This is a genomic window from Pseudomonas protegens CHA0, assembly GCF_000397205.1.
GTDB lineage: Bacteria > Pseudomonadota > Gammaproteobacteria > Pseudomonadales > Pseudomonadaceae > Aquipseudomonas > Aquipseudomonas protegens.
On sequence record NC_021237.1, the window covers coordinates 975,659 to 1,001,394 of the forward strand.

The 25,736-nt window shown below is 62.2% G+C and carries 19 protein-coding genes and 1 tRNA gene; 17 read left to right on the forward strand and 3 right to left on the reverse strand.

Features of this window, described 5'->3' with window-relative positions; translation table 11 throughout:
* Positions 1-23 precede the first annotated feature (23 nt).
* The 9 genes from nusA (at position 24) to PFLCHA0_RS04330 (ending at position 9,988) form a co-directional block, all read left to right on the forward strand.
* The gene (gene nusA / locus PFLCHA0_RS04290; RefSeq protein WP_011059201.1) at positions 24-1,505 is read left to right on the forward strand and encodes a transcription termination factor NusA; all 1,482 of its coding nucleotides are present in this window, start codon (positions 24-26) and stop codon (positions 1,503-1,505) included.
* 27 nt (positions 1,506-1,532) lie between these two features.
* Positions 1,533-4,049, forward strand: a complete 2,517-nt coding sequence (gene infB / locus PFLCHA0_RS04295) for a translation initiation factor IF-2 (RefSeq protein ID WP_011059202.1) — start codon at positions 1,533-1,535, stop codon at positions 4,047-4,049.
* A gap of 159 nt (positions 4,050-4,208) precedes the next feature.
* Complete coding sequence (rbfA, locus tag PFLCHA0_RS04300) at positions 4,209-4,610, forward strand: 30S ribosome-binding factor RbfA (protein WP_011059203.1); 402 nt, start codon at positions 4,209-4,211, stop codon at positions 4,608-4,610.
* 3 nt (positions 4,611-4,613) lie between these two features.
* Positions 4,614-5,531 (forward strand): tRNA pseudouridine(55) synthase TruB, encoded by a 918-nt coding sequence (gene truB / locus PFLCHA0_RS04305; RefSeq protein ID WP_011059204.1) that lies wholly within the window; start codon positions 4,614-4,616, stop codon positions 5,529-5,531.
* A gap of 115 nt (positions 5,532-5,646) precedes the next feature.
* A complete protein-coding gene (gene rpsO / locus PFLCHA0_RS04310) occupies positions 5,647-5,916 on the forward strand; it encodes a 30S ribosomal protein S15 (protein WP_011059205.1) in 270 nt (89 codons plus the stop codon).
* Between the two features lie 197 nt (positions 5,917-6,113).
* Complete coding sequence (gene pnp / locus PFLCHA0_RS04315; protein ID WP_015634122.1) at positions 6,114-8,219, forward strand: polyribonucleotide nucleotidyltransferase; 2,106 nt, start codon at positions 6,114-6,116, stop codon at positions 8,217-8,219.
* 119 nt (positions 8,220-8,338) lie between these two features.
* Positions 8,339-8,414, forward strand: a tRNA-Thr gene (locus PFLCHA0_RS04320).
* Positions 8,415-8,839: 425 nt separating this feature from the next.
* Complete coding sequence (locus tag PFLCHA0_RS04325; protein ID WP_041751950.1) at positions 8,840-9,370, forward strand: hypothetical protein; 531 nt, start codon at positions 8,840-8,842, stop codon at positions 9,368-9,370.
* Positions 9,371-9,691: 321 nt separating this feature from the next.
* The gene (locus PFLCHA0_RS04330; RefSeq protein WP_015634123.1) at positions 9,692-9,988 is read left to right on the forward strand and encodes a DUF6388 family protein; all 297 of its coding nucleotides are present in this window, start codon (positions 9,692-9,694) and stop codon (positions 9,986-9,988) included.
* A 40-nt stretch (positions 9,989-10,028) separates the two neighbouring features.
* Here the strand turns inward: PFLCHA0_RS04330 and nadC are convergent, their stop codons facing one another.
* Positions 10,029-10,877, reverse strand: a complete 849-nt coding sequence (nadC, locus tag PFLCHA0_RS04335) for a carboxylating nicotinate-nucleotide diphosphorylase (protein ID WP_015634124.1) — start codon at positions 10,875-10,877, stop codon at positions 10,029-10,031.
* A gap of 363 nt (positions 10,878-11,240) precedes the next feature.
* Here nadC and PFLCHA0_RS04340 point away from each other — a divergent pair, with 363 nt between their 5' ends.
* From PFLCHA0_RS04340 to PFLCHA0_RS04360, 5 genes are all read left to right on the forward strand, one after another.
* Positions 11,241-13,469, forward strand: a complete 2,229-nt coding sequence (locus PFLCHA0_RS04340; protein WP_015634125.1) for a DUF1631 domain-containing protein — start codon at positions 11,241-11,243, stop codon at positions 13,467-13,469.
* 63 nt (positions 13,470-13,532) lie between these two features.
* A complete protein-coding gene (ampD, locus tag PFLCHA0_RS04345; protein ID WP_015634126.1) occupies positions 13,533-14,093 on the forward strand; it encodes a 1,6-anhydro-N-acetylmuramyl-L-alanine amidase AmpD in 561 nt (186 codons plus the stop codon).
* Positions 14,090-14,926, forward strand: a complete 837-nt coding sequence (gene ampE / locus PFLCHA0_RS04350) for a regulatory signaling modulator protein AmpE (protein WP_015634127.1) — start codon at positions 14,090-14,092, stop codon at positions 14,924-14,926. Before ampD ends, ampE begins: the two co-directional genes overlap by 4 nt.
* A 1,571-nt stretch (positions 14,927-16,497) precedes the next feature.
* Complete coding sequence (locus PFLCHA0_RS32255) at positions 16,498-17,202, forward strand: methyl-accepting chemotaxis protein (RefSeq protein WP_404940408.1); 705 nt, start codon at positions 16,498-16,500, stop codon at positions 17,200-17,202.
* A gap of 196 nt (positions 17,203-17,398) precedes the next feature.
* On the forward strand, positions 17,399-17,770 hold the full coding sequence (locus PFLCHA0_RS04360) for a hypothetical protein (RefSeq protein ID WP_015634129.1): 372 nt from the start codon (positions 17,399-17,401) through the stop codon (positions 17,768-17,770).
* Here the strand turns inward: PFLCHA0_RS04360 and PFLCHA0_RS04365 are convergent.
* Both PFLCHA0_RS04365 and cra read right to left on the reverse strand, forming a co-directional pair.
* Positions 17,756-18,547 (reverse strand): TatD family hydrolase, encoded by a 792-nt coding sequence (locus PFLCHA0_RS04365; RefSeq protein WP_015634130.1) that lies wholly within the window; start codon positions 18,545-18,547, stop codon positions 17,756-17,758. The genes PFLCHA0_RS04360 and PFLCHA0_RS04365 overlap by 15 nt on opposite strands.
* A gap of 3 nt (positions 18,548-18,550) precedes the next feature.
* Positions 18,551-19,546 (reverse strand): catabolite repressor/activator, encoded by a 996-nt coding sequence (gene cra, locus PFLCHA0_RS04370; protein ID WP_011059214.1) that lies wholly within the window; start codon positions 19,544-19,546, stop codon positions 18,551-18,553.
* Positions 19,547-19,847: 301 nt separating this feature from the next.
* Here cra and ptsP point away from each other — a divergent pair, with 301 nt between their 5' ends.
* The 3 genes from ptsP to PFLCHA0_RS04385 are packed head-to-tail and all read left to right on the forward strand — an operon-like array spanning position 19,848 to position 25,407.
* Positions 19,848-22,709 carry a phosphoenolpyruvate--protein phosphotransferase gene (gene ptsP / locus PFLCHA0_RS04375; RefSeq protein WP_015634131.1) on the forward strand — a complete coding sequence of 954 codons (2,862 nt, stop codon included), beginning with the start codon at positions 19,848-19,850 and terminating at the stop codon, positions 22,707-22,709.
* Positions 22,709-23,650: a 1-phosphofructokinase gene (gene pfkB, locus PFLCHA0_RS04380; RefSeq protein WP_011059216.1), complete on the forward strand. Its 942-nt coding sequence runs from the start codon at positions 22,709-22,711 to the stop codon at positions 23,648-23,650. The genes ptsP and pfkB overlap by 1 nt, the downstream gene beginning before the upstream one ends.
* 11 nt (positions 23,651-23,661) lie before the next feature.
* Positions 23,662-25,407, forward strand: a complete 1,746-nt coding sequence (locus tag PFLCHA0_RS04385; protein ID WP_015634132.1) for a PTS fructose-like transporter subunit IIB — start codon at positions 23,662-23,664, stop codon at positions 25,405-25,407.
* Positions 25,408-25,736 lie beyond the last annotated feature (329 nt).

Below are 25,736 nucleotides of genomic sequence, written 5' to 3' on the forward strand. Positions count from 1 at the left end.
GCTTGCGAAAGGCGAGGCGTACGATGAGCAAAGAAGTACTGCTGGTTGTTGAGTCGGTATCCAATGAAAAGGGTGTACCGGCAAGCGTAATTTTTGAAGCGCTGGAGCTGGCTCTGGCCACTGCTACCAAGAAGCGTTTTGAGGACGAAGTAGACCTGCGTGTGGAAATCAATCGCCACACCGGTTCCTACGAAACTTTCCGTCGCTGGACGGTGGTCGAAGAAGCCGACCTGGATGATCCAGCGGTCGAGACCTGGTTGAGCAAGGCTCGCGAAACCCATCCCGACGCCAAAGTCGGTGATGTGATCGAAGAAAAGATCGAATCCATCGAGTTCGGCCGCATCGCTGCCCAGACCGCCAAGCAGGTCATCGTGCAGAAGGTTCGCGAAGCCGAGCGCGCACAGGTAGTTGATGCCTATCGCGAGCGCCTGGGGGAAATCATCTCCGGCACCGTGAAAAAAGTGACACGTGACAACGTGATCGTCGACTTGGGTAACAACGCCGAGGCGTTGCTGGCCCGTGAAGACATCATCTCCCGTGAGACTTTCCGGGTTGGCGTGCGTCTGCGCGCGCTGCTCAAGGAAATCCGCACCGAGAACCGCGGCCCGCAGCTGATCCTGTCGCGTACCGCGCCGGAAATGCTGATCGAGCTGTTCCGTATCGAAGTGCCGGAAATTGCCGAAGGCCTGATCGAAGTAATGGCCGCCTCCCGTGATCCGGGTTCGCGGGCCAAGATCGCAGTTCGCTCCAAGGACAAGCGCATCGACCCGCAGGGCGCGTGCATTGGTATGCGCGGTTCGCGCGTCCAGGCCGTTTCCGGTGAGTTGGGTGGCGAGCGTGTGGATATCGTCCTGTGGGATGAGAACCCGGCGCAGTTCGTGATCAACGCCATGTCGCCGGCCGAAGTCGCGGCAATTATCGTCGACGAAGATGCCCATGCCATGGACATCGCCGTTGGCGCAGACAATCTGGCTCAAGCCATCGGTCGTGGTGGTCAGAACGTGCGTCTGGCCAGCCAACTGACTGGCTGGACCCTGAACGTGATGACCGAATCGGACATCCAGGCCAAGCAGCAAGCAGAAACCGGCGACATCCTGCGCAATTTCATCGACGAGCTGGAAGTCGATGAAGAACTGGCACAGGTTCTGGTTGATGAAGGCTTCACCAGCCTGGAAGAGATTGCCTACGTACCGCTGGAAGAAATGCTCAACATCGACGGCTTTGACGAAGACATCGTCAACGAGCTTCGCGCTCGGGCCAAGGATCGCTTGTTGACTAAAGCCATCGCTACTGAGGAAAAGCTGGCAGACGCCCATCCGGCCGAAGACCTGCTCTCGCTTGAGGGTATGGACAAGGATTTGGCGATGGAACTGGCGGTGCGCGGCGTAATTACCCGCGAAGACCTGGCCGAGCAGTCTATTGACGACCTGCTCGACATCGACGGCATTGACGATGATCGTGCCGGCAAGTTGATCATGGCCGCCCGAGCCCACTGGTTCGAGTAATTAGGCGCGGCCTGAGGAGAGAAGTGCATGACGCAAGTCACGGTGAAACAACTGGCCGATGAGGTCAAAACACCGGTAGAGCGCCTGCTGCAGCAGATGCGTGAGGCAGGTCTGCCGCACACCGCCGCCGAGGAACATGTGAGCGACAGTGAGAAGCAGTCGTTGCTGACTCACCTGAAAAGCAGCCACAAGGCGAAAGTGGAAGAACCACGCAAAATTACTTTGCAGCGCAAGACCACCAGCACCCTGCGGGTTGCTGGCAGCAAGAGCATCAGCGTTGAAGTGCGCAAGAAGAAAGTCTTCGTACAGCGCAGCCCGGAAGAAATCGAAGCCGAGCGTCAACGCGAACTGGAAGAACGTCGCGCAGTAGAAAATGCTGCTCGTCAGAAGGCTGAAGAAGAAGCCAAGCGTCGCGCCGAAGAAGAAGCGCGTCGCCAGCCTGCTCCGGTTGCCGAGCCGGTTGCTGCGCAAGCAGCAGCTCCTGCTCCAGCGCCTGTAGTCGAGCCTGTGCAGGAAGCTCCGGTGGCCACTGCGGCTCCAGCAGCTGACGCGCGCAAGAAAGACGAACAGCGCCGTCCGGACAAGACCCGCAACGACGACAACCGTCGTGGCGGCGATGGCGAGCGCAAAAATGCTCCGCATCGTGCTTCGGTCAAGGAAAAGGCGCCAGCTCCGCGCGTTGCCCCACGTACCACCGACGAAGAAAGCGATGGCTTCCGTCGTGGTGGTCGCGGCAAGGCCAAGCTGAAGAAGCGCAATGCTCACGGTTTCCAGAGCCCAACCGGGCCAGTGGTACGTGACGTGCAGATCGGCGAGACCATCACTGTGGGCGAACTGGCCCAGCAGATGTCGGTCAAGGCTGCCGAAGTCATCAAGTTCATGTTCAAGCTGGGTACTCCAGCCACTATCAACCAGGTTCTGGACCAGGAAACTGCCCAGTTGGTTGCTGAAGAACTGGGCCACAAAGTGACCCTGGTCAGCGACACCGCCCTGGAAGATTCCCTGGCCGAGTCCCTGAAGTTCGAAGGTGAAGCGGTTGCCCGTGCGCCGGTCGTGACCGTAATGGGCCACGTTGACCACGGTAAGACCTCGTTGCTGGACTACATCCGTCGCGCCAAAGTGGCCGCGGGCGAGGCCGGCGGCATCACCCAGCACATCGGTGCCTACCACGTAGAAACCGAGCGCGGCATGGTCACTTTCCTCGACACCCCTGGTCACGCCGCGTTTACCGCCATGCGTGCCCGTGGTGCCAAGGCCACCGACATTGTGATCCTGGTGGTTGCAGCGGACGACGGTGTGATGCCGCAGACCGTTGAAGCCGTTCAGCACGCACAAGCTGCCGGCGTTCCGCTGGTGGTTGCGGTGAACAAGATCGACAAGCCGGGCGCAGACCTGGACCGTATCCGCAGTGAGCTTTCGGTTCACGGCGTGACGTCGGAAGACTGGGGTGGTGATACTCCATTCGTACCGGTCTCCGCGAAAATGGGTACCGGTGTCGACGACCTGCTGGAAGCTGTTCTGCTGCAGGCCGAAGTCCTGGAACTCAAGGCGACTCCTTCGGCCCCGGGCCGCGGTGTCGTGGTCGAGTCCCGCCTCGACAAGGGCCGCGGCCCGGTAGCTACCGTGCTTGTTCAGGACGGTACGCTGCGTCAAGGCGACATGGTGCTGGTCGGTTCGAACTATGGCCGCGTGCGCGCCATGCTCGACGAGAACGGCAAGCCAATCAAGGAAGCCGGTCCTTCCATTCCGGTCGAGATCCTCGGCCTGGACGGTACTCCGGACGCTGGCGACGAGATGAGCGTGGTTGCCGACGAGAAGAAAGCCCGTGAAGTGGCTTTGTTCCGTCAAGGCAAGTTCCGCGAGGTCAAGCTGGCCCGTGCTCACGCCGGCAAGCTGGAAAACATCTTCGAAAGCATGGGCCAGGAAGAGAAGAAGACGCTCAACATCGTCCTCAAATCCGACGTCCGTGGTTCGCTGGAAGCTCTGCAAGGCGCTCTGAACGGCCTGGGCAACGACGAAGTGCAAGTGCGCGTAGTGGGCGGCGGCGTCGGTGGTATCACCGAAAGCGACGCCAACCTGGCACTGGCCTCCAACGCTGTACTGTTCGGCTTCAACGTGCGTGCCGATGCCGGCGCACGGAAGATCGTCGAGCAGGAAGGTCTGGATATGCGTTACTACAACGTGATCTACGACATCATCGAAGACGTCAAGAAAGCCCTGACCGGTATGCTGGGCAGCGACGTTCGGGAGAACATCCTGGGTGTTGCCGAAGTTCGCGACGTGTTCCGCTCGCCGAAGTTTGGTGCGATCGCCGGTTGCATGGTCATCGAAGGTGTCGTGCACCGTAACCGTCCAATCCGCGTACTGCGTGAAGACATCGTTATCTTCGAAGGCGAGCTGGAATCCCTGCGCCGCTTCAAGGATGACGCCTCTGAAGTACGTGCCGGTATGGAATGCGGTATCGGCGTGAAGAGCTACAACGACGTCAAAGTCGGCGACAAGATCGAAGTCTTCGAGAAGGTCCAGGTTGCTCGCAGCCTCTAACTCGCGCACTTCAAGAGCCCTGATGGCCGCTTGCATGCAAATGCACGGCGCCCTCGGCGGCCTCTAAACGCAACGCCCGGTCTGGCTTCTGCCAGGCCGGGCGTTTGCCGCTTTCAGACCACACGGGTTTCACCGTGAGGCAGTAACAGGTAACAAGACATGGCAAAAGAATACAGCCGTACCCAACGTATCGGTGATCAGATGCAGCGCGAACTGGCGCAACTGATCCGTCGTGAAGTCAAGGATCCACGCGTCGGCCTGGTGACCATCACCGCCGTGGAAGTCAGCCGCGACGTCGGCCACGCGAAGATCTTCATCACCGTGATGGGCCAGGAAAACGCCGAACAAATCGCCCAGAGCATCAAGGTGCTGAACTCGGCGGCAGGTTTCCTGCGCATGCAATTGGCCAAGGAAATGAAGCTGCGCAGCGTGCCGCAACTGCACTTCCATTACGACGAGAGCGTGGCCCGCGGGGCGCACCTGTCGGCCCTGATCGAGCGTGCCGTGGCTGAAGACAGCCAGCATGGCGACGCGCCTGCCCCTGAAGACGCCAAGGAGTAAGCGGTGGCTCAGGTCAAGCGTATCCGTCGTAACGTCAGCGGCATCATCCTCCTGGACAAGCCGCTGGGCTTCACCTCCAACGCGGCGCTGCAGAAGGTCCGTTGGCTGCTCAATGCCGAGAAGGCCGGCCACACCGGTAGCCTCGACCCCCTGGCCACCGGCGTTTTGCCGCTGTGCTTTGGCGAGGCCACCAAGTTCTCGCAATACCTGCTCGATTCCGACAAGGGTTACGAAACCCTGGCTCAGTTGGGCAAGACCACCACCACCGCGGACGCTGAAGGCGAAGTTTTGCAGACCCGCGAAGTGACCGTTGGTCGTGCCGATATCGAGGCGGTATTGCCGGAATTTCGTGGCGAAATCAAGCAGATACCGCCGATGTACTCGGCCCTCAAACGCGATGGCCAGCCACTCTACAAACTGGCTCGTGCAGGGGAAGTGGTGGAGCGCGAACCGCGTTCTGTTACTATTGCGCGCTTGGAATTGCTCGCCTTCGAAGGTGACACTGCTCGCCTGGCGGTGGACTGCAGCAAAGGCACCTATATCCGCACCCTGGTGGAAGATATCGGTGAAAAGCTCGGCTGTGGTGCCTACGTTGCAGAACTGCGACGGACCCAGGCCGGACCTTTCAGCCTGGCCCAGACGGTCACCCTGGAAGAGCTTGAAGCGGTGCACGCCGAAGGCGGCAACGAAGCGGTAGACCGCTTCCTGATGCCATCGGACAGCGGTCTGCTGGATTGGCCGCTGCTGCAGTTCTCGGAGCACAGCGCGTTCTACTGGCTCAACGGCCAGCCGGTACGTGCCCCGGATGCACCGAAGTTCGGCATGGTGCGGGTACAGGATCACAACGGTCGCTTCATCGGTATCGGTGAAGTGAGCGAAGACGGGCGCATCGCGCCGCGTCGACTGATTCGGTCAGAATGACCGGACGAGGGTGGCTGTTAACAGGCACGGTCACTACTCATTTATAGATACAGGGATTTGTCCCTGGCCTGTTGAAACTGTTCTTGAACAGTTTCCTGATATAAGGATTGCCCACATGGCACTCAGCGTTGAAGAAAAAGCTCAGATCGTAACCGACTACCAGCAAGCTGTTGGTGACACTGGTTCGCCAGAAGTGCAAGTTGCACTGCTGACCGCCAACATCAACAAACTGCAAGGTCACTTCAAAGCCAACGGTAAAGACCACCACTCCCGTCGTGGCCTGATCCGCATGGTAAACCAGCGTCGTAAGCTGCTGGACTACCTGAAAGGCAAGGACCTGAGCCGTTACAGCACCCTGATCGGTCGTCTGGGTCTGCGTCGCTAATCAGCGATTGCGCTATGAGGTTGGTTGTTTGCCATGCGTCAGCGGTTTTTCCGCCGGCGTATGGCAGGCTTCCAGCCTCAAGTTTTATCTGCTGCACTGTTTTACCTGGACAATAAAGGCTGGGCCGATTCCCCGCATTGCCCAAGAATTTCGCAAGAAGCAAGTTTCCCCAAGAGCCACAAAGAAGGTAGGACACCGTGAACCCGGTAATCAAAAAATTCCAGTTCGGTCAGTCGACCGTAACCCTCGAGACTGGCCGTATCGCCCGTCAGGCCTCCGGCGCAGTATTGGTCACCGTTGACGACGACGTCAGCGTATTGGTGACCGTGGTTGGCGCCAAGCAAGCCGATCCAGGCAAGGGCTTCTTCCCTCTGTCTGTTCACTACCAGGAAAAGACTTACGCTGCCGGTAAGATCCCTGGCGGTTTCTTCAAGCGCGAAGGCCGTCCTTCCGAGAAAGAAACCCTGACCTCGCGTCTGATCGACCGTCCGATCCGCCCTCTGTTCCCAGAAGGCTTCATGAACGAAGTGCAGGTAGTCTGCACCGTGGTTTCCACCAGCAAGAAGACCGATCCGGACATCGCTGCGATGATCGGTACCTCGGCTGCCCTGGCCATTTCCGGCATTCCTTTCGACGGCCCGATCGGCGCCGCTCGCGTGGCATTCCACGAAAGCACCGGCTACCTGCTGAACCCGACCTACGAGCAACTGGCTGCTTCGAGCCTGGACATGGTCGTGGCCGGTACCGAAGAAGCTGTACTGATGGTTGAATCGGAAGCCAAAGAGCTGACCGAAGACCAGATGCTGGGCGCTGTACTGTTCGCCCACGACGAATTCCAGTCGGTGATCAAGGCTGTCAAAGAGCTGGCCGCCGAAGCTGCCAAGCCTACCTGGGACTGGGCTGCTGCCCCAGAAGCCACCGAACTGCTGGGCGCTATCCGTGCCGAGTTCGGCGAAGCCATCTCCCAGGCTTACACCATCACCGTCAAGGCCGACCGTTACGCTCGCCTGGGCGAGCTGAAAGACCAGGTCGTCGCCAAGCTCTCCGGTGAAGAAGGCCAGCCTTCGGCGTCCGACGTCAAAGCCGCTTTCGGCGAGATCGAATACCGCACCGTTCGCGAAAACATCGTCAACGGCAAGCCGCGTATCGACGGCCGCGACACCCGCACCGTACGTCCGCTGAACATCGAAGTCGGCGTACTGCCCAAGACTCACGGTTCGGCCCTGTTCACCCGTGGCGAAACCCAGGCCCTGGTGGTTGCGACCCTGGGTACTGCCCGTGACGCACAGCTGCTGGACACCCTGGAAGGCGAAAAGAAAGACCCCTTCATGCTGCACTACAACTTCCCTCCGTTCTCGGTGGGCGAGTGTGGTCGCATGGGCGGCGCTGGTCGTCGTGAAATCGGTCACGGCCGTCTGGCCCGTCGTTCGGTCCAGGCCATGCTGCCAGCCGCCGACGTGTTCCCTTACACCATCCGCGTAGTATCGGAAATCACCGAGTCCAACGGTTCCAGCTCCATGGCTTCCGTGTGCGGTGCTTCACTGGCGCTGATGGACGCTGGTGTACCAATGAAGGCGCCGGTTGCCGGTATCGCCATGGGCCTGGTCAAGGAAGGCGAGAAGTTCGCAGTCCTGACCGACATCCTGGGTGACGAAGACCACCTGGGCGACATGGACTTCAAGGTAGCCGGTACCGCCAAAGGCGTCACCGCGCTGCAGATGGACATCAAGATCAAGGGCATCACCGAAGAGATCATGGAGATCGCCCTGGGCCAGGCCCTGGAAGCTCGCCTGAACATCCTCGGTCAGATGAACCAGATCATCGGTCAGTCCCGTACCGAGCTGTCGGCCAACGCTCCGACCATGATCGCGATGAAGATCGACACCGACAAGATCCGTGACGTCATCGGTAAAGGCGGCGCCACCATCCGCGCGATCTGTGAAGAAACCAAGGCTTCGATCGACATCGAAGACGACGGCTCGATCAAGATCTTCGGCGAAACCAAGGAAGCTGCAGAGGCCGCGCGTCAGCGCGTTCTGGGCATCACCGCGGAAGCCGAGATCGGCAAGATCTACGTCGGCAAGGTTGAGCGCATCGTCGACTTCGGCGCCTTCGTCAACATCCTGCCGGGCAAGGATGGTCTGGTGCACATCTCCATGCTGAGCGACGCTCGCGTTGAGAAAGTCACCGACATCCTGAAAGAAGGCCAGGAAGTGGAAGTGCTGGTACTGGACGTGGACAACCGCGGCCGTATCAAGCTGTCCATCAAAGACGTGGCAGCAGCCAAGGCTTCGGGCGTTTAATCACCCTTTAGCCTTACGCTGAACAAGCAGACGCCCCGACTGGTTCGGGGCGTTTTGCTATCTGCGATAAAAGCCGCTCGGTTGCCGGCCCGGGGCGCTGGTGCTAGGTTTTAGCCCACGCCGGTGTAGCTCAGTCGGTAGAGCAGCGCACTCGTAACGCGAAGGTCGCAGGTTCGATTCCTGTCTCCGGCACCACATTTCGGGTTGAGAGCAGTTTATGGCTGTCTAAACCCACCCTCCCAACAAAGTTCGCCAGGCTTTGAATGAGCACCCTTGAAAGGCGGGAAACTACGAGGCACCCGCAAAAGTGTGCCCTGGAAGTTTCAGAGGTTCCCGGTGCTATTCAATTGAACGCTCCTATAGTTGTTTGTGGACGTGCGCCTCATTGTTTATGCGGATTTAGCAGCCAGAGAGACTTGTATCAACGAAGACTTTCCGCGCCTGTACTCAGCATCCTGTACCGAGTTTTAAGCGGTTTGCTCGGGGTTATCTGGTGTCGGTGTTTTTGTGTCTGGACGAGGTTAGTGCCCAGTTGTTCACACCTGTGCGGGTCATGAACCGGTTGGTAGCAGCCAGGGGCATTGCGCATAATGACGCCCGCAAATCATGGAGTGACCGGTGTGAAGAAGTGGAAGCTGGCTTTGGCCGGCATAGTGTCGCTGTCCCTTGCAGCCTGTGAGAAAGGACCCTCTTATGAGTTTGAGGGGGAATATTTTGCCGCTGAAGGCGAAGACTGCACGACGCCAACGAATACCAAAGACCTGGAGCAATATTTCTTAAGAATAACCAAGCAGGTACAGGGAGGAAGTGTGTTGTATTCCGCTGAGTTTCCTGCTGCTTCAAGGGCTCGGCTGCCTGTTGTCAGCGCGCAAAGCGTTTCACCAGGCGATGATAATGAACTGACTTTCAATTTCACTGAGACCAAGGTGCCGGAGAGTCGTCCAGAGAGTCCGACATTGAATTTCGTAGTTACTGTCATCCCTAATCAAAGCAAGGAAGGGTATCTATGGCTGACTAGAGCCGGGATCCTCATAGCCAAGGATGGAGAAGTAAAGGAGTTCGATATTCTCGATAATCTAAGAAGGCTTATCGATGTCGGGCAGACAGGAGCTTGCTTGAGAAAAGGAACAGCTACGGCTGTGGGGTCCTAGCTCCGTAACCTGGTGAAACACCGGCATGAAATATCGCTGCGGCTGCATTTGCGAAATCTCGTTCTCTGAGGGTTCTGCCGGGCTGGCGTCTGCCGATGGCTTGGAAAACCCGGAGTTTTTCTCCAATGGGTGCATCAGGTCATATAAATCGTGGACCAAAGGTCCTATATTCGGTCCCTGTCTGAGTACCAGCATGCTGTTTTCAGATGATCCAGAATGGTTCTGAAGGCCAGATAAATCGAAGTTCACAACGGTTTTTTGCGGCAGAGAGATCCCAACGATCCAGATCCATCTTCCATTCCCACGATCAGAGAGAACGAGATGATTCCTAAAGAGGCAAGAATCGACGTAGCGCTTGAAAGGTACCTGGCTGCCACGCCTTCCTTGCAAGAGGAAATCAGCGCCCTGAGCCCGGAAGAGCAGAAGCAGCAGGCGCAATGGGCGTTCGAGGACGAGGCGGAGTCCCGCGGCATAGAGCCATGGGAACTGGTGCTCGATCTGGTGGCAGAAACACCGGAGGAACTGAAGGCCATGCGCCTGGAGGTGCATCAGGAAGTTGCTGAAGCGCTGGGCATGGACCTGGAGGACTATCTGCAGCTCAACGAGATCGACGGTTGAGCACGACGCCAGCCTGAACCAGGCTGGCGTTTTTCATGGCTCAGAGGCTCAAGCGCATGGACAGGTCCAGCGCTTTCACGTCCTTGGTCATGGCACCGATGGAAATGTAATCCACCCCGGTCTCGGCGATCGGGCGCAAGGTGCTTTCGTTGATCCCGCCACTGGCTTCCAGCTTGGCCTTGCCGGCGTTCAGGCGCACGGCCTCGCGCATGTCGTCCAGGCTCAGTTCGTCGAGCATGATGATGTCGGCCCCGGCGGCCAGGGCCTCCTTCAGTTCCTCCAGGCTTTCCACTTCCACTTCCACCGGCTTGCCCGGGGCGATCCTGTGGGCGGCGCTGATGGCCTGGGCGATACCGCCGCAGGCAGCGATATGGTTTTCCTTGATCAGGAAGGCGTCATACAGGCCGATGCGGTGGTTGTGGCAACCGCCGCAGGTGACCGCGTACTTCTGTGCCAGGCGCAGCCCCGGCAGGGTCTTGCGGGTATCCAGCAGCTTGACCTGGGTATCGGCGACAAAGTCCGCCAGGTACCGCGCGCGGGTGGCCACGCCGGACAGCAGTTGCAGAAAGTTCAGGGCACTGCGCTCGCCGGTGAGCAGCGAGCGGGCTGGGCCTTCGAGGTGGAAAAGCACCTGGTTGGGCACCACCCGCTCACCGTCGGCCACTTGCCAGTGCACAGCGACCCGCGGGTCCAGCTGGCGAAAGACCGCATCGACCCAGGCGGTGCCGGCGACTACTGCGGCTTCGCGGGTAATGATGGTGGCCTTGGCCAGACGTTCGGCCGGGATCAGTTGCGCGGTGATGTCGCCGCTGCCGATGTCTTCCAGCAACGCACGGCGCACGTTGGCTTCGATTTCGGCGGTCAGGTCGGCGAGGCGTAGATTCGGCATAACGGGCTCCACAAACAAAGTGCGCCGATTATAGGGCCAGGGGATCAGCGAACCCAAGGTGGCAAATGCCTGCAAGGCATTGGCGAACCTGTCCTGGATGGCTTTGTCTGATGAATAGGAGTGACTTTTCTTGAGTCGCTAGGGGTTATTTCGGAGGAGGCCACAGAGTCTGCTGGCGCAAGAGGGGACTTTTACAAGATAATATGACTTGTAATTGACGTCATAGCTTTGACGTGTCTTTGGCTTCCCCCTAAATGAAGTGCAGTGGAGTGCATGCGCCTCCGCTGAGAGCCGGCTGTGAGCGTCGTCGGCTTGACTGAATCTTGATCTCGAACCGAAGAAACACCTTTCCAGGAGGCTTGGATGCACAACGACGGGAATGTAGTGCCTTTGCACAAGGCCGCTACAGATCAGGCGACCGCTTCGCCGCTTGCCCGCCTGCCTGTGATTCTGCTTCAGGTCCGAGACAAGGTCGCCCAGCAATTGCGCCACGGCTTGCAGGAACTGTTCGATAACGCTGATGACACCCTGTTCGAAATGGCCGATCGGGCCCGCAACAACGTCGAGCAAAACACCCTCTTCGAAGCCATGCGCGACCTGCGGCTGAAGCGCAAGAGCATCGAGCGCGGTTTCCTGGAGGCGTTCTTCCAGGCTTTTGCCTGCCTGGTGCAGTATGACCCGGCCCTGGCCATTCCCCATGCCGTGGTCTACGACCCATCACTGGATCCGTCCCACGATGACCTGGAAAAGACCGTCGCGGTGGATGCCATGGTGGCCAAGGTGCTCAACCGTGATGGCTTCGCCCTGGGGCAGTTGACGGAGCGCCTGAGTGTGCTGCTGGGACGGCGCCTGGTGGATGGGGACAACCCCCTGGGGCCGGCGCTGCTCTGCGAGTATTTCCTCCAGGCCGGGCGCAGCCTGGGGGTGGAAATCAAGGTCAAGCTGATCATCCTCAAGTTGTTCGAGCGTTATGTGCTCAGCGATGCCGAACAACTCTATGCCGAAGCCAACCAACTGCTGATCGCCACCGGGATCCTGCCGGAACTGATGCCTGCTCCGGCCCGCCGGGCGGCCGATCGAGCCCAGGCCGAGGCCCGTGCGTCAGCGACCGAGGGGGGCACGGCGAAATCCAGCCAGTCGCAGCTCGACGAGAGCGTGCAGGAAGTTTTCGCCGCCCTGCAGACCCTGCTGTTTCATGTGCGTGGCAGCGTGGCGCCGACCCTGGAAGCCAGTGCCGAAACCCAGCCGATTTCCACCCGCGACCTCATGCGCCTGCTGTCGCACCTGCAGCAATACGTGCCGGCGCCCAGCGCCCAGGACGATTTCGACCTGCGCAACCAGTTGGAACAATTGCTCACCCGGGTCAGCGTCAAGAGCGGCAAATCCCGGGTGGTGGATGTGGCCGATGAAGACGTGATCAACCTGATCGCCATGCTCTTCGAATGCATTCTCGATGACCGCAACCTGCCGGACTCGCTCAAGGCGCTGATTGGCCGCCTGCAGATTCCCATGCTCAAGGTGGCGGTGCTGGACAAGAGTTTCTTCAGCCGCGGCAATCACCCGGCTCGGCGCCTGCTCAATGAGATCGCCGCTGCAGCCATGGGCTGGGGCGGTTGCGATGACCACCAGCGCGACAGTCTGTACCTGCGGATCGAGCAAGTGGTGCAACGCCTGCTCAGCGAGTTCAGCGATGACCCGGCGATCTTCTCCGAGCTGCTGGCGGACTTCCTGGCCTTCACTGCCGACGAGCGGCGTCGCGCCGAGTTGCTGGAGCAGCGTACCCGTGACGCCGAGGAAGGGCGGGCCAGGGCCGAGCTGGCCCGGCGCCGGGTAGAGCAGGCCCTGAATGACGCCCTGCTGGGCAAGGTGTTGCCGCAGAAGGTGGTGGATTTTGTCCGCGAAGCCTGGAGCCAGGTGATGCTGCTCAGTTGCCTCAAGCACGGCGACGACTCGCCAGAGTGGCAAACTGCGGAGCAGACCCTGCTGGAGCTGATCTGGAGCGTGCAGCGCCATGAACAGCCGGATACTGCCATGCGCTTGCTGGCGCTGGTGCCGGGGTTGCTCAAGGGCCTGCGCGAGGGTTTGAGCGCGGCGGCTTTCGATCCTTTCGCTACCAGCGAGTTCTTCAGCCAGCTGGAGCTCCTGCACTTGCAGGCATTCGAGCGCGAGGCTCAGGCCCCGCAACTGCAGGGTGCCGTCCTGGAAGCAGACCCTGCACACATGATCGTGGTGGCCGAAGAGATTGTCCTGCCCAGTGCTGAAGAGGGCCCGCTGGAAGTCGCGCCGCTGGCGTTGCCGGCCAACGACCCCAGCGTGCAATGGGTGGACCAACTGCGGCTTGGGGCCTGGGTCGAATTCCTGGAGGACGAGGACAACACCCTGCGCTGCAAACTGGCGGCGATTGTTCCCCATCCGGTGGCCAAATACGTGTTCGTCAACCGCACCGGCATGAAGGTGCTGGAGCGTACGCGCATGGGCCTGGCCCTGGAGTTCCAGCGCGGCGCAGTGCGCGCCCTGGATGACACCCTGCTGTTCGACCGCGCCCTGGAATCGGTGATCGGCAACCTGCAGCGACTCAATCACGGCAAGTGATCGCAACCCGAGGGGATAACGCGGCATACTGGGCCACCCAAGGCTTTAGTTGAAGGAATCGGTATGCGGCTGGACCCTGCCACGGGGTGGTGTCATGGCGTACGGCATTGCCCGTCACCCAATTTCAATGAACGTCCGGCGGGCGAGATTTCCCTGCTGGTGATTCACAACATCAGCCTGCCGCCGGGGCAGTTCGGCACCGGCAAGGTGCAGGAACTCTTCCAGAATCGCCTTGATGTCACAGAGCATCCCTATTTTGCCGGGATCGCCGATCTGCGTGTTTCTGCGCATTTTCTGATCGAGCGTGACGGCGCCGTCACCCAATTCGTTTCCTGCCTGGATCGAGCGTGGCATGCCGGTGTCTCGAGTTTCCAGGGGCGTGAGACGTGCAACGACTTTTCCCTGGGCATCGAACTGGAAGGCACCGATGATCAGCCTTTCAGCGATGCTCAATATCACTCGTTGATCAGCCTGAGCAGGCAACTGCGGCGGGCCTTCAGCGACATCACGCCACAAAGGATCTGCGGGCATAGCGACATCGCGCCCGGGCGCAAGACCGACCCGGGCCCGGGATTCGACTGGGCACGCTTTCGTGCCGCCTTGGAGAAGGGGGAAGGACAATGAGTTTTCTGGTGTTGCTGTTGGCGGTGTGGATCGAGAAGTTCTCGGCCCTGCGCCAGCGGGTACAGCGTGATGACTGGTGGCTGGGGGAATTGGCGCGTCTGGAGTCGAGCCCGCGTATGGCCGGGCATCCGTGGTGGCTGCTGATCGTCATGGTGTTGCTGCCGGTGGCGCTGCTCGGGCTGTTGCTGCTGGTGCTGGAGCCCATCGCCTATGGCTTGCTGGCGCTGCCGGTGCACCTGCTGGTGGTGATCTACGCCCTGGGTCGCGGCGACCTGCTGGGTGAACTGGGCCCGTTCCGTGACGCCTGGCGGCGTGAGGATCTGCAAGCGGCAGCCCATGTCGCAGAACGTGACCTGGGCATCTGCGCCGAAAATGGCGAACAACTGCTGGAGCGAGTGCAGGGCCACCTGCTGTGGCAGGCCTTCCAGAGTTTCTTCGCGGTGATCTTCTGGTACTTCCTGCTGGGGCCGGTAGCGGCCCTGAGCTATCGCCTGTTGGCTCTCGCCGCCGAACATGGCAAAAACCCCGCCCTGGTCGAACGCGCGGGGCAGTTGCGACATGCCTTCGACTGGTTGCCGGTGCGCCTGCTGGCGGCGAGTTTTGCCCTGGTGGGCAACTTTGTCGCAGTCGGCCGGGTGATGCTCCACGAGTTGCTCAACTGGCATATCGGTGCCGCGCAGTTGGTGGAAAAGGTCGGCCTGGTGGCCGCGGAAATCCCGCCGCCGGAAGTCGGGCCCGAAGGTATCAACAGCCTGGATCGTATCTGGGAGCTGTTGTTGCGGGCGGCGGTGCTCTGGTACGCCGGCTTTGCCCTGTGGGCCGTCCTGGCCTGAGGTGAGCAAGGGCTGGCCCCAACCGCCCACCGAGGGTTTTCTGGCGCAGCGCAGGCTGCGCCGTCGATCGGGAGCAAGCTCCCTCGCCACAGCCCGCGAGCGTCCCCTGGATGCCGCGCTGGCGGTTAACTTTAAGTTACAAAACCTCCCACGAAATTGAGCTATACAGACGGAGCGCCGAATAGTGGCTATCTGCTGCCTTCGCCTGCCTGCCAATAACAATAAAAGAAAAGGGAGACTTCTTTGTGAAGAGCTTGCTCTATCCCGCTGTCGCGCTGATGAACCGCCTGAGCTTCGGCATGAAGTTCAGCCTGATCAGCGTGCTGTTCTTTCTACCCATGCTGGTGACCAACTTCTATCTGGTGCGCGACTCCTACCGCGAATTCCAGGGCACCCGGGTCGAACTGCAAAGCCTCGACCTGCTGGGCAGCAGCCTGGCCCTGCGCCGAGACCTGGAAACCCTCAATAACCTGGTGCAGATCAACGCCAGCCTCGGTCAGTCCGGCAAGGCAGGGGACCTGGAAGGCAAGATCGTGGCCCTGGAGAAATCCGTGCTGGAACGCCTGCAGGCCTTGCAGGCGGTAACCACGGACCCACAGCAGGTGGAGGTCTTCAACGCCAAGCGCGATGAACTGATTGCCGCCTTCAAGACCCAGCAAGTGGAAAGCTCGCTGCTGAACAAAAGCGGCCTGATCGGCAAGTTGCTGGGCAGCGCGCAGTTGTTCAGCCAGATCATCGCCAGCCAGTCGGGCCTGAGCCGCGATGGCCAGGGTGACATTCGCCAGCTCAGCGAGCTGATCACCAGCGTCACCCCGCAGGTTACCCAGATCCTCGGTGAAGGCCGGGCCATGGGCGCCTACTCCCTGGGCCAGGGGTTCCTCAATTCCTCGTCCAGCACGCGTTTCGACGAATTGCTGGTGCAGATCGAAAAGCTCCAGGCCGAATACGGGCTCAAGTTGCAGGATGCCCTGGGGTCCAGCCGCGCTGCCCACGATGCTCTCGACACGCTGGCCACGACCAGCAAGGGCAGCCTCAAGCAGGCCAGCGAGCTGTTCGAGGAGCAGGTGGTGATGGCCGATACCCTGGATGCGCCCTGGCAGGCCTTCTACGACCAGGTCAGCGGGCTGATGGCGCAGACCTACCAGCTCAATGAAGGCACCTTGAAATTCCTGGATGTCGAGTTGCAAAAGCGCCTGGAGCAGAACCGTCGCCACATGGTGCTGCTGGTGGCGGCCCTGGCCCTGGTGTTTCTCTCCATCGTCTACCTGTACGGCGGTTTCTACGCTTCCACCCGCACCACTCTGCGGCGCCTGGGCGCGATGATGGACAAGGTAGCGGCGGGGGACATGACCGTCAGCTTCACCGCCCACAGCCGCGACGAACTGGGGGAACTGGGCAGTGTGTTCAACGGCACCGTGCTGAAAATCCACGACCTGATCGAGCGGGTTGGCCACACCGTCAGTGAGGTGGAGCGCCAGGCCGGGCAAGTGCAGAGTGTATCGGCCCAGAGCAATCAGGCCGTGGCTGGCCAGCGCACCCAGATCGAGCAAGTGGCCACGGCGATGAACCAGATGTCCGCCACCTCCCAGGAAGTGGCTCGCAGCGCCGCGGCGGCGGTCAGCAGCGCCCACAGCGTGAATGACGAAACCATCAGCGGCCGCGGGCTGGTGGAATCCCAGCAGGGCAGCATCGCCCGGCTGGCCAGCGAGATCGACCAGTCGGTGCTGGTGATCAACCAGCTGGCCAGCGACAGCCAGTCCATCAGCCGGGTCCTGGAGGTGATCAAGAGCATCGCCGAGCAGACCAACCTGCTGGCCCTCAACGCGGCCATCGAGGCGGCGCGCGCCGGTGAGCAGGGCCGGGGCTTTGCGGTGGTGGCCGATGAAGTGCGGACCCTGGCCAAACGCACCCAGCAGTCCACCGAGGAGATCGAGGACATGATCGGCAAGCTCCACGGTGGCGTCAGCGCGGCGGTCAAGGCCATGGGCAGCAGCCACGCCATGGCCAACGGTACGGTGGACCAGTCGGAAAAGGTCCAGCAGGCGCTGGAAAATATCCTTGGGGCGGTAGGCATGATCGTCGACCAGAACCAGCAAATCGCCGCGGCCGTGGAGCAGCAGACCGCGGTGGCCCACGACATCGACCAGAACATCGTCGAGATCAATCGTGCCGGTGAGCGCACTGCCGAGGGCGCGCACCAGACCGAAGATGCCAGCCGGCAGTTGTCGGCCCAGGTGGTGCAACTGAAGCAATTGATCGGCGCTTTCCGCGTCTGAGCAACGTGCACCGGCTCTCGGCGAGGCCCCGGAAACCAGGGGCTTCGCTGCTTTGCATACAATCGGTAGTAAATGAATGCTTTGTTTGTCGCGTGTTTCCTGTTTTCCTGCGCGTCTGATTTTTCAGCCCCGGTGATCCCGCAGGCTGTTCGACCAGTTGGCCATGTGCCTTGCATGGTCCTGAGGAAATACGTTGATGACTGCCACTTCTGGAATCCAGGGCCGTTGCGCCCATTGCCAGACCCTCCTTGAACTCGAACCCTGGCAACTCAATGCCATGGCGTTGCAGGAAGCCTTCAACTGCAACCATTGCCACAAACCGCTGAAGCTCAGTTGCCCCGAACAGATCAAGCGCCTCAGGTCCCTGGGTTCGCTGGCCACCCTGCGCGCGACCATGATCGTGCTGTGTGCCATGGTGATATTGGTGACGCTGGTGCTGGAGTGGGTCGGGCTGGTAAGCCTGGCTCAGCAACTGAGCGTTTCGGCATTGATGCTGGTGAGCTACCTGTTGGTGATGATGGCTGCCCGCAGGCGCCAGCGCCGACCGTTGCAGCTACAGGCCGGCTGAAGGCCAGCCGAACAGCTCGCAGGCGTTGCGGGTGCTGGCGCTGGCCAGTTGCTCGGGCGTGATGCCGATGATCTGCGCCAGGGCGGCGCAGATGGCCGGCAGGTGCTGCGGGCTGTTGCGCTGGCCGGGAAACATGGCAGGCGCCATGTCCGGCGAGTCGGTTTCCAGCACCAGGGCGTGCAGCGGCAGCTCGGCGATCACCTTGCGCAGGCGCAGGGCCTGGGGCCAGGTCGCGGCGCCCCCCAGACCCAGCTTGAACCCCAGCTTGAGGTATTCCCGGGCTTCCTCGCGGCTGCCGGCGAAGGCGTGGATAATGCCGCCACGCTTGAGCTTGAAGTGCTTCAGGCTGGCGATCACCGCCGCGTGGCTGCGCCGGACATGAAGCAGGGCGGGCAACTGGAAATCTGCCGCCAGCTGCAATTGCGCTTCGAAGAGTGCCTGTTGGCGCTCGCGATCCAGGTGCGCAAGAAAGTAGTCCAGGCCGATCTCGCCCACCGCGCACACTTGCGGGTGCCCTGCCAGCCGGGTCAGCCAGTCACCCAGTTGCTGGATATGTTCCGGGCGGTGATCGTCCAGGTACACCGGGTGCAGGCCAAAGGCCGCGTACAGCTGCGAGTCGCTTTGCACCAGATCCCAGAGCCGCTGCCAATTGGCCTGATAGACCCCCAGCACCACCATTCGCGAGACGCCCAGGGCGCGGCTGTCTGCCAGCAGCGCCCCGCGATCGGCATCGAAATCCGCGAAATCCAGGTGGGTGTGGCTGTCGATCAGCTCCACGGTTCAGCCCTGTTGGATGCGCTGTTTGAAGGTCCGCGCGATGGCCTGCACGCCGGGCTGGTAATGCGCCTCTTCAATGGCAGCCAGGGCCAGTTGCAGGGCTTTTTCGGCGATCAGTTGATGCTGCTGGGCCATGGCATTGACCGGCAGCGGCAGGAAATCCAGCAACTGGGTATCGCCAAAGGTGCCCAGGCGCAGAGGCCGGGATTTCAGCGGGAAGTCGTGCAAGGCATCGAATACCCCTTGCAGCAGTACATAGGAGGTGGTCACCAGGGCGTCTGGCAGATGGCCCAGGCGCTGCAGCAATTCCTCCATCAGCTGGCGGCCGCAATCACGACTGAAGGCTTCGCCGTGCTCGATCAGCACCTCGCCGCCGAAACCCTCGAGGGCCTGGCGGAAACCGGCGGCGCGCTCCTGGCTGATGCTCAGTTCCGGGCGCGCACCGATCAGCACGATCTGCTTGGGCTCAGGCTCAAGCAGGCTCTGGGTCAGGTGCAGGCTGGCTTGCAGGTCATCGCTGATCACCGAGCAGAACAGCTCGGGCGGCATCACCCGGTCGATGGCGATGATCGGCAGGCCCTGGGCCTGCAACTGCTGGTAGCTGTCGTCTTCCGGCGGCAGGCAGCTGGCGACGAACAGCGCGTCGCAACGCCGGGCGCGGAACAGCTGGAGCAATTGCCGCTCGCTGTCCGGAGCGTCGTCGGAACTGGCGATCAGCAGCTGATACCCTCGGGCCCGGGCGCCTTGCTCCAGCAGCTTGGCGATGCGTGCGTAGCTGGGGTTCTCCAGGTCCGGGAGAATGAAACCCAAGGTACGGGTGTGCCGGCTGCGCAAGCCGGCCGCCTGGGGGTTGGGAGTAAAGCCGTGTTCTTCCACCACCGCCCGCACCCGTTCCACGGTGGCGTTGCTGATGCGTTGTTGTTCGGCCTTGCCGTTGATGACGTAACTGGCGGTGGTCACAGACACACCGGCCAGGCGAGCGATATCACTGAGTTTCAACCCGGGATTTCCTTGTTTTTGGTGCTTGCCCCGATATTTTCGCCAATCCTACCTGATCTGGGCAGGCGACCAACGTCGGAACCGGCAATCGACCAGAAGGACTTCAAGCGCTCGAGATTATGGAGTAACGTACCAAACTTGCTAGATTAAACGTTTCAGCAAGCGTATTTTCTAGGCCCAAGCCCGAACGGAAAACGCCCCTGCCAGGTACCGAGTCCCGTTTGTGGCAGTAAAGACGCCTACGCTGCTTACTTAAAACAATACCTAGCGCCGCCCCCTGCCGCGCTAAATAGGAGAAGCCATGCTCGAGCTCACTGTAGAGCAGATATCCATGGGCCAGTCGGCTGTGGATAAGTCCGCGGCGCTGCACTTGCTGGCCGACAAACTGGTGGCGGACGGCCTGGTGGCCGAGGGTTACCTGGCTGGCCTCCAGGCCCGCGAAGCCCAGGGCTCGACCTTTCTTGGCCAAGGCATCGCCATTCCCCATGGCACCCCGGAAACCCGCGACCAGGTCTTTGCCACCGGCGTGCGCCTGCTGCAGTTTCCCGACGGCGTGGATTGGGGAGACGGGCAGATCGTCTACCTGGCCATCGGCATCGCGGCTAAATCCGACGAGCACTTGCGACTCCTGCAACTCCTGACCCGCGCCCTGGGTGAAACCGACTTGGGCCAGGCCCTGCGCCGCGCCAGCTCTCCCCAGGCCCTGCTCAAGTTGTTGCAGGGCGCACCCCAGGAACTGGCGCTGGACGCACAGATGATCGGCCTCGGTGTGGCGGCGGAAGATTTCGAAGAACTGGTCTGGCGCGGTGCTCGCCTGCTGCGCCAGGCCGAGTGCGTGAGCAACGGCTTTGCCGCGGTGCTGCAACAGGTGGAGGCGCTGCCCCTGGGTGACGGCCTGTGGTGGCTGCACAGCGAGCAGACGGTGTTGCGCCCGGGGCTGGCGTTCGTCACCCCGGACAAACCCATCCGCTACCTGGGCCAGCCCCTCAGCGGCCTGTTCTGCCTGGCCAGCCTGGGGGAAGCCCACCAGGCCCTGCTGGAGCGCCTGTGTGCGCTGCTGATCGAAGGCCGTGGCCAGGAATTGGGCCGCGCCACCAGCAGCCGCGCAGTCCTGGAAGTGCTTGGCGGCGAGTTGCCTGCGGACTGGCCCAGCGCCCGCATCGCCCTGGCCAACGCCCACGGCCTGCATGCGCGCCCGGCCAAGGTGCTGGCGCAACTGGCAAAAAACTTTGAAGGCGAGATCCGCATCCGCATCGTCGATGGCAAGGATTCTGCGGTCTCGGTCAAAAGCTTGAGCAAGTTGCTGAGCCTCGGGGCCCGGCGTGGCCAGGTACTGGAACTGATCGCTGAACCCAGCATTGCCGCCGATGCCTTGCCCGCGTTACTGGCAGCCATCGAAGAGGGCCTGGGCGAAGAGGTCGAGCCATTGCCGGCTGTCAGCACGCCTCGGCAAGCGCCACAAGAGGTCGTCGAGCCGCTCAGCGCCCCGGCCTCCGGCAGCCTGATCCAGGCCATCGCCGCTGCGCCCGGCATCGCCATCGGCCCGGCCCATATCCAGGTCCAGCAAAGTATCGATTACCCACTGCGGGGCGAGTCCACCGCCATCGAGCGCCAGCGCTTGCAGCAGGCCCTGGCCGAGGTCCGCGAGGACATCCAGGGGCTGATCCAGCGCAGCCAGGCCAAGGCCATCCGCGAAATCTTCATCACCCACCAGGAAATGCTCGACGACCCCGAACTGAGCGATGAAGTGGACACCCGCCTCAAGCAGGGCGAAAGCGCCGAAGCGGCGTGGATGACCGTGATCGAAAGCGCCGCCAAACAGCAGGAAGCCCTGCAGGACGCCTTGCTCGCCGAGCGCGCCGCCGACCTGCGGGACATCGGCCGCCGGGTGCTGGCGCAACTGTGCGGCATTGAAACCCCGGCCGAGCCGGACCAGCCCTACATCCTGGTGATGGATGAAGTCGGCCCTTCGGACGTCGCGCGCCTCGATCCGACCCGGGTCGCCGGTATTCTCACCGCCCGCGGCGGCGCCACCGCCCACAGCGCCATCGTCGCCCGGGCCCTGGGGATTCCGGCCCTGGTGGGCGCGGGGGCCAGCGTGCTGCTGATCAAGTCCGGCACGTCCTTGCTGCTGGACGGCCAGCGCGGTCGCCTGCATGTCGACGCTGATAGCACGACCTTGCAACGGGCGGCCGAAGAGCGCGACAACCGCGAGCAACGGCTCAAGGCGGCCGCCGAACAACGCCATCAACTGGCCCATACCGCCGATGGTCACGCGGTCGAGGTGTTCGCCAATATCGGCGAAAGCGCCGGTGTCGCCGCCGCCGTGGAAAACGGCGCCGAGGGCATCGGCCTGCTGCGCACCGAACTGATCTTCATGGCCCATCCCCAGGCCCCGGACGAAGCCACCCAGGAAGCCGAATACCGCCGTGTACTCGACGGCCTCGCCGGGCGTCCGCTGGTGGTGCGCACCCTGGATGTGGGCGGCGACAAACCGCTGCCTTACTGGCCCATTGCCAAGGAGGAAAACCCCTTCCTCGGCGTGCGCGGCATCCGCCTGACCCTGCAGCGGCCACTGATCATGGAAGCGCAATTGCGCGCCTTGCTGCGCTCGGCGGACAATCGCCCGCTGCGGATCATGTTCCCCATGGTCGGCAGCGTCGAAGAGTGGCGCCAGGCCCGGGACATGACCGAGCGCCTGCGCCGGGAAATCCCTGTCGCCGACCTGCAACTGGGGATCATGATCGAAGTGCCGTCCGCCGCCCTGCTGGCGCCGGTGCTGGCCAAGGAAGTGGACTTCTTCAGCATCGGCACCAACGACCTGACCCAATACACCCTGGCCATCGATCGTGGCCACCCGACCCTTTCCGCCCAGGCCGATGGCCTGCACCCGGCAGTGTTGCAACTGATCGACATCACCGTGCGTGCCGCCCACGCCCATGGCAAGTGGGTCGGGGTCTGCGGCGAGCTGGCGGCCGACCCGCTGGCGGTGCCGGTGCTGGTGGGCCTGGGGGTGGATGAACTCAGCGTCTCCGGACGCAGCATCGCCGAGGTCAAGGCGCGGATCCGCGAACTGCGCCTGGCCCAGGCACAAACCCTTGCTCAACAGGCCCTGGCCGTCGGCAGCGCCAACGAAGTGCGCGCCCTAGTGGAGGCCATGTAATGGCGAAGATTCTTACCCTGACCCTCAACCCGGCGCTGGACCTGACGGTGCAGCTGGCGCGCCTGGACACAGGGCAGGTCAACCGCAGCGACGCCATGTACACCCACGCCGCCGGCAAGGGCGTGAATGTGGCCCAGGTGCTGGCTGACCTCGGCCATCAACTGACCGTCAGCGGCTTTCTCGGGGAAAACAATCCACAGGCGTTTGACGCGTTGTTTGCCCAGCGCGGGTTTGTCGACGCCTTTATCCGTGTGCCCGGGGACACCCGCAGCAACATCAAGCTGGCCGAAAGCGACGGGCGCATTACCGACATCAACGGCCCTGGGCCCGAGGTTAGCGAAGCTGCGCAACAGGCCCTGCTTGAACGCCTGGAACAGATCGCTCCCGGGCATGACGCGGTGGTGGTAGCCGGCAGCCTGCCGCGTGGGGTCAGCCCCGAATGGTTCCAGGCCCTGCTGCTGCGTTTGAAAAACCTCGGTCTTAAAGTCGCCCTCGACACCAGCGGCGCCGCCTTGCGCGCCGGTCTGGCGGCAGGCCCCTGGCTGGTCAAGCCCAACACCGAAGAGCTGGCGGACGCCCTGGGCAGCCCGGTGGTTTCAGTGGCCGGGCAGGCCGAGGCTGCGCGCCAGTTGCACGCCCAGGGCGTCGAGCATGTGGTGATTTCCCACGGCGCCGAGGGGGTCAACTGGTTCAGCGCCGCGCCGTCCCTGCAGGCCTTGCCGCCCAAGGTCCGTGTGGTCAGCACCGTAGGCGCCGGCGACTCGCTGCTGGCGGGCATGCTCCACGGCCTGCTCAGCGCCCAGCCGTTTGAACAGACCCTGCGCACCGCCACGGCGATTGCCGCCATGGCCGTGACCCAGATCGGTTTCGGCATCAGCGACAGGGTGCAACTGGCCCGGCTGGAGCAGGGGGTGCGCGTGCATCCCCTCCTAGAACAATAAGAGGGTTGCCCATGAAGTTAGCCATAGTTACCGCCTGCCCCAACGGCATGGTCACCAGCGTGCTCTGCGCCCGCCTGCTGGACGCCGCGGCGCAGCGCCAGGGCTGGAGCACCAGCGTCGAAGTGCACGATGAAGCGCACCCGGAACGCCAACTCTCGGCGGCCACCATTGAGGCCGCCGAGTGGGTGCTGGTGGTCAGCACCGGGCCTGTGGATATGTCGCGTTTTGTCGGCAAGCGGGTGTACCGCAGCAGCCCGTCCCAGGCCCTGCAGGATGTCGATGCAGTGCTGCGTCGCGGTGCCGAAGAGGCCCAGGTCCATGTCGCCACCGAGGCCAGTGCCGAGCCGGTGCTCGAAACAGGCAAACGCGCCCCGCGGCTGGTAGCGATCACTGCCTGCCCGACTGGGGTGGCTCACACCTTCATGGCCGCCGAGGCCCTGCAGCAAACCGCCAAGCGCCTGGGCTACGACCTGCAAGTGGAAACCCAGGGCTCGGTGGGCGCGCGCAATCCGCTGAGCGCCCAAGCCATTGCCGAGGCCGACGTGGTGCTGCTGGCGGCGGACATCGAAGTGCCCACCGAGCGTTTTGCCGGCAAGCGCATTTATCGCTGCGGCACCGGCGTGGCCCTGAAACAGTCCGAGGCGACCCTGAACAAGGCCCTGGCCGAGGGCCGGCTGGAGTCCTCCGTAGCAGGCGCCCAGGCACCGGCCAAGCAGGAGAAGACCGGGGTCTACAAACACCTGCTGACCGGGGTGTCGTTCATGCTGCCGATGGTGGTGGCGGGCGGTTTGATGATTGCCCTGTCCTTCGTCTTCGGCATCACCGCCTTCAAGGAGGAGGGCACCCTGGCCGCGGCCTTGATGCAGATCGGCGGCGAGACCGCCTTCAAGCTGATGGTGCCGCTGCTGGCGGGTTACATCGCCTACTCCATCGCCGACCGCCCAGGCCTGGCGCCGGGAATGATCGGTGGCATGCTCGCCAGCACCCTGGGTGCGGGTTTTATCGGCGGCATCGTCGCCGGCTTCCTCGCCGGTTATGCGGCCAAGGCGATCAATAAATATGCGCGCTTGCCGCAAAGCCTGGAGGCGCTGAAACCTATCCTGATCATCCCGCTGCTGGCCAGCCTGTTCACCGGGCTGGTGATGATCTACGTGGTGGGCAAACCCGTGGCGGGCATGCTCGAAGCCCTGACCCACTTCCTCGACAGCATGGGTACCACCAACGCGATTCTGCTCGGGGTACTGCTGGGCGGCATGATGTGCGTCGACCTGGGCGGGCCGATCAACAAGGCGGCCTATGCGTTCTCGGTAGGGCTGCTGGCGTCCCAGAGCTATGCACCGATGGCCGCGACCATGGCGGCGGGCATGGTACCGCCCATTGGCCTGGGCATTGCTACCTTCATTGCCCGACGCAAATTTGCCCAGACCGAACGCGAAGCCGGCAAGGCCGCCCTGGTATTGGGCCTGTGCTTTATCTCCGAAGGCGCGATTCCGTTTGCCGCCAAGGACCCGTTGCGAGTGATCCCGGCGAGCATCGCCGGCGGCGCCCTGACCGGGGCCTTGTCGATGTACTTCGGCTGCAAACTGATGGCGCCCCACGGCGGCCTGTTCGTCATGCTGATCCCGAATGCCATCAACCACGCCCTGCTGTACCTGCTGGCGATTGTCGCGGGCAGCCTGCTGACGGCGGTGGTCTATGCGCTGGTGAAACGACCAGAGACCGTCGAACTGGCCCTGGAACCGGCCAAGGCGGCCTGACCTCCACGGCACATCCGTTGCGGCGCAATCCCGCAACGGCACCCGTTGTAGCCGCTGCCGCAGGCTGCGAACGCTCTGGGCGGCACTCCCTCGCAGGAGACGCAGCGATTCCAAACCTGCCCGAGGTTCGTCGGGAAATCGCCAAGCAAGGCCCTTCGGTCCTTTTCGCAGCTTCGCAGGCTCAGCAGCGGCTACAGGGATTACCTGGCTTCGTGTAGCCGCTGCCGCAGGTTGAGAACGACCTATCTGCATTACGGCCTTCAGCTCCTTGTCACACCCCCTTCATCCCCACTGTCTAAGGTGTGCTTTTTGACCATTGTCAGGGAGTC

Excerpts from the sequence above, each read along its gene's own strand:
- pfkB (WP_011059216.1), top strand. The coding sequence starts at position 22,709 with ATGGCGAAGATTCTTACCCTGACCCTCAACCCGGCGCTGGACCTGACG.
- PFLCHA0_RS04360 (WP_015634129.1), top strand. The coding sequence starts at position 17,399 with ATGACTGCCACTTCTGGAATCCAGGGCCGTTGCGCCCATTGCCAGACC.
- ptsP (WP_015634131.1), top strand. The coding sequence starts at position 19,848 with ATGCTCGAGCTCACTGTAGAGCAGATATCCATGGGCCAGTCGGCTGTG.
- PFLCHA0_RS04385 (WP_015634132.1), top strand. The coding sequence starts at position 23,662 with ATGAAGTTAGCCATAGTTACCGCCTGCCCCAACGGCATGGTCACCAGC.
- PFLCHA0_RS32255 (WP_404940408.1), top strand. The coding sequence starts at position 16,498 with ATGTCCGCCACCTCCCAGGAAGTGGCTCGCAGCGCCGCGGCGGCGGTC.
- ampE (WP_015634127.1), top strand. The coding sequence starts at position 14,090 with ATGAGTTTTCTGGTGTTGCTGTTGGCGGTGTGGATCGAGAAGTTCTCG.
- rpsO (WP_011059205.1), top strand. The coding sequence starts at position 5,647 with ATGGCACTCAGCGTTGAAGAAAAAGCTCAGATCGTAACCGACTACCAG.
- PFLCHA0_RS04340 (WP_015634125.1), top strand. The coding sequence starts at position 11,241 with ATGCACAACGACGGGAATGTAGTGCCTTTGCACAAGGCCGCTACAGAT.
- infB (WP_011059202.1), top strand. The coding sequence starts at position 1,533 with ATGACGCAAGTCACGGTGAAACAACTGGCCGATGAGGTCAAAACACCG.
- PFLCHA0_RS04330 (WP_015634123.1), top strand. The coding sequence starts at position 9,692 with ATGATTCCTAAAGAGGCAAGAATCGACGTAGCGCTTGAAAGGTACCTG.
- rbfA (WP_011059203.1), top strand. The coding sequence starts at position 4,209 with ATGGCAAAAGAATACAGCCGTACCCAACGTATCGGTGATCAGATGCAG.
- ampD (WP_015634126.1), top strand. The coding sequence starts at position 13,533 with ATGCGGCTGGACCCTGCCACGGGGTGGTGTCATGGCGTACGGCATTGC.
- nusA (WP_011059201.1), top strand. The coding sequence starts at position 24 with ATGAGCAAAGAAGTACTGCTGGTTGTTGAGTCGGTATCCAATGAAAAG.
- nadC (WP_015634124.1), bottom strand. The coding sequence starts at position 10,877 with ATGCCGAATCTACGCCTCGCCGACCTGACCGCCGAAATCGAAGCCAAC.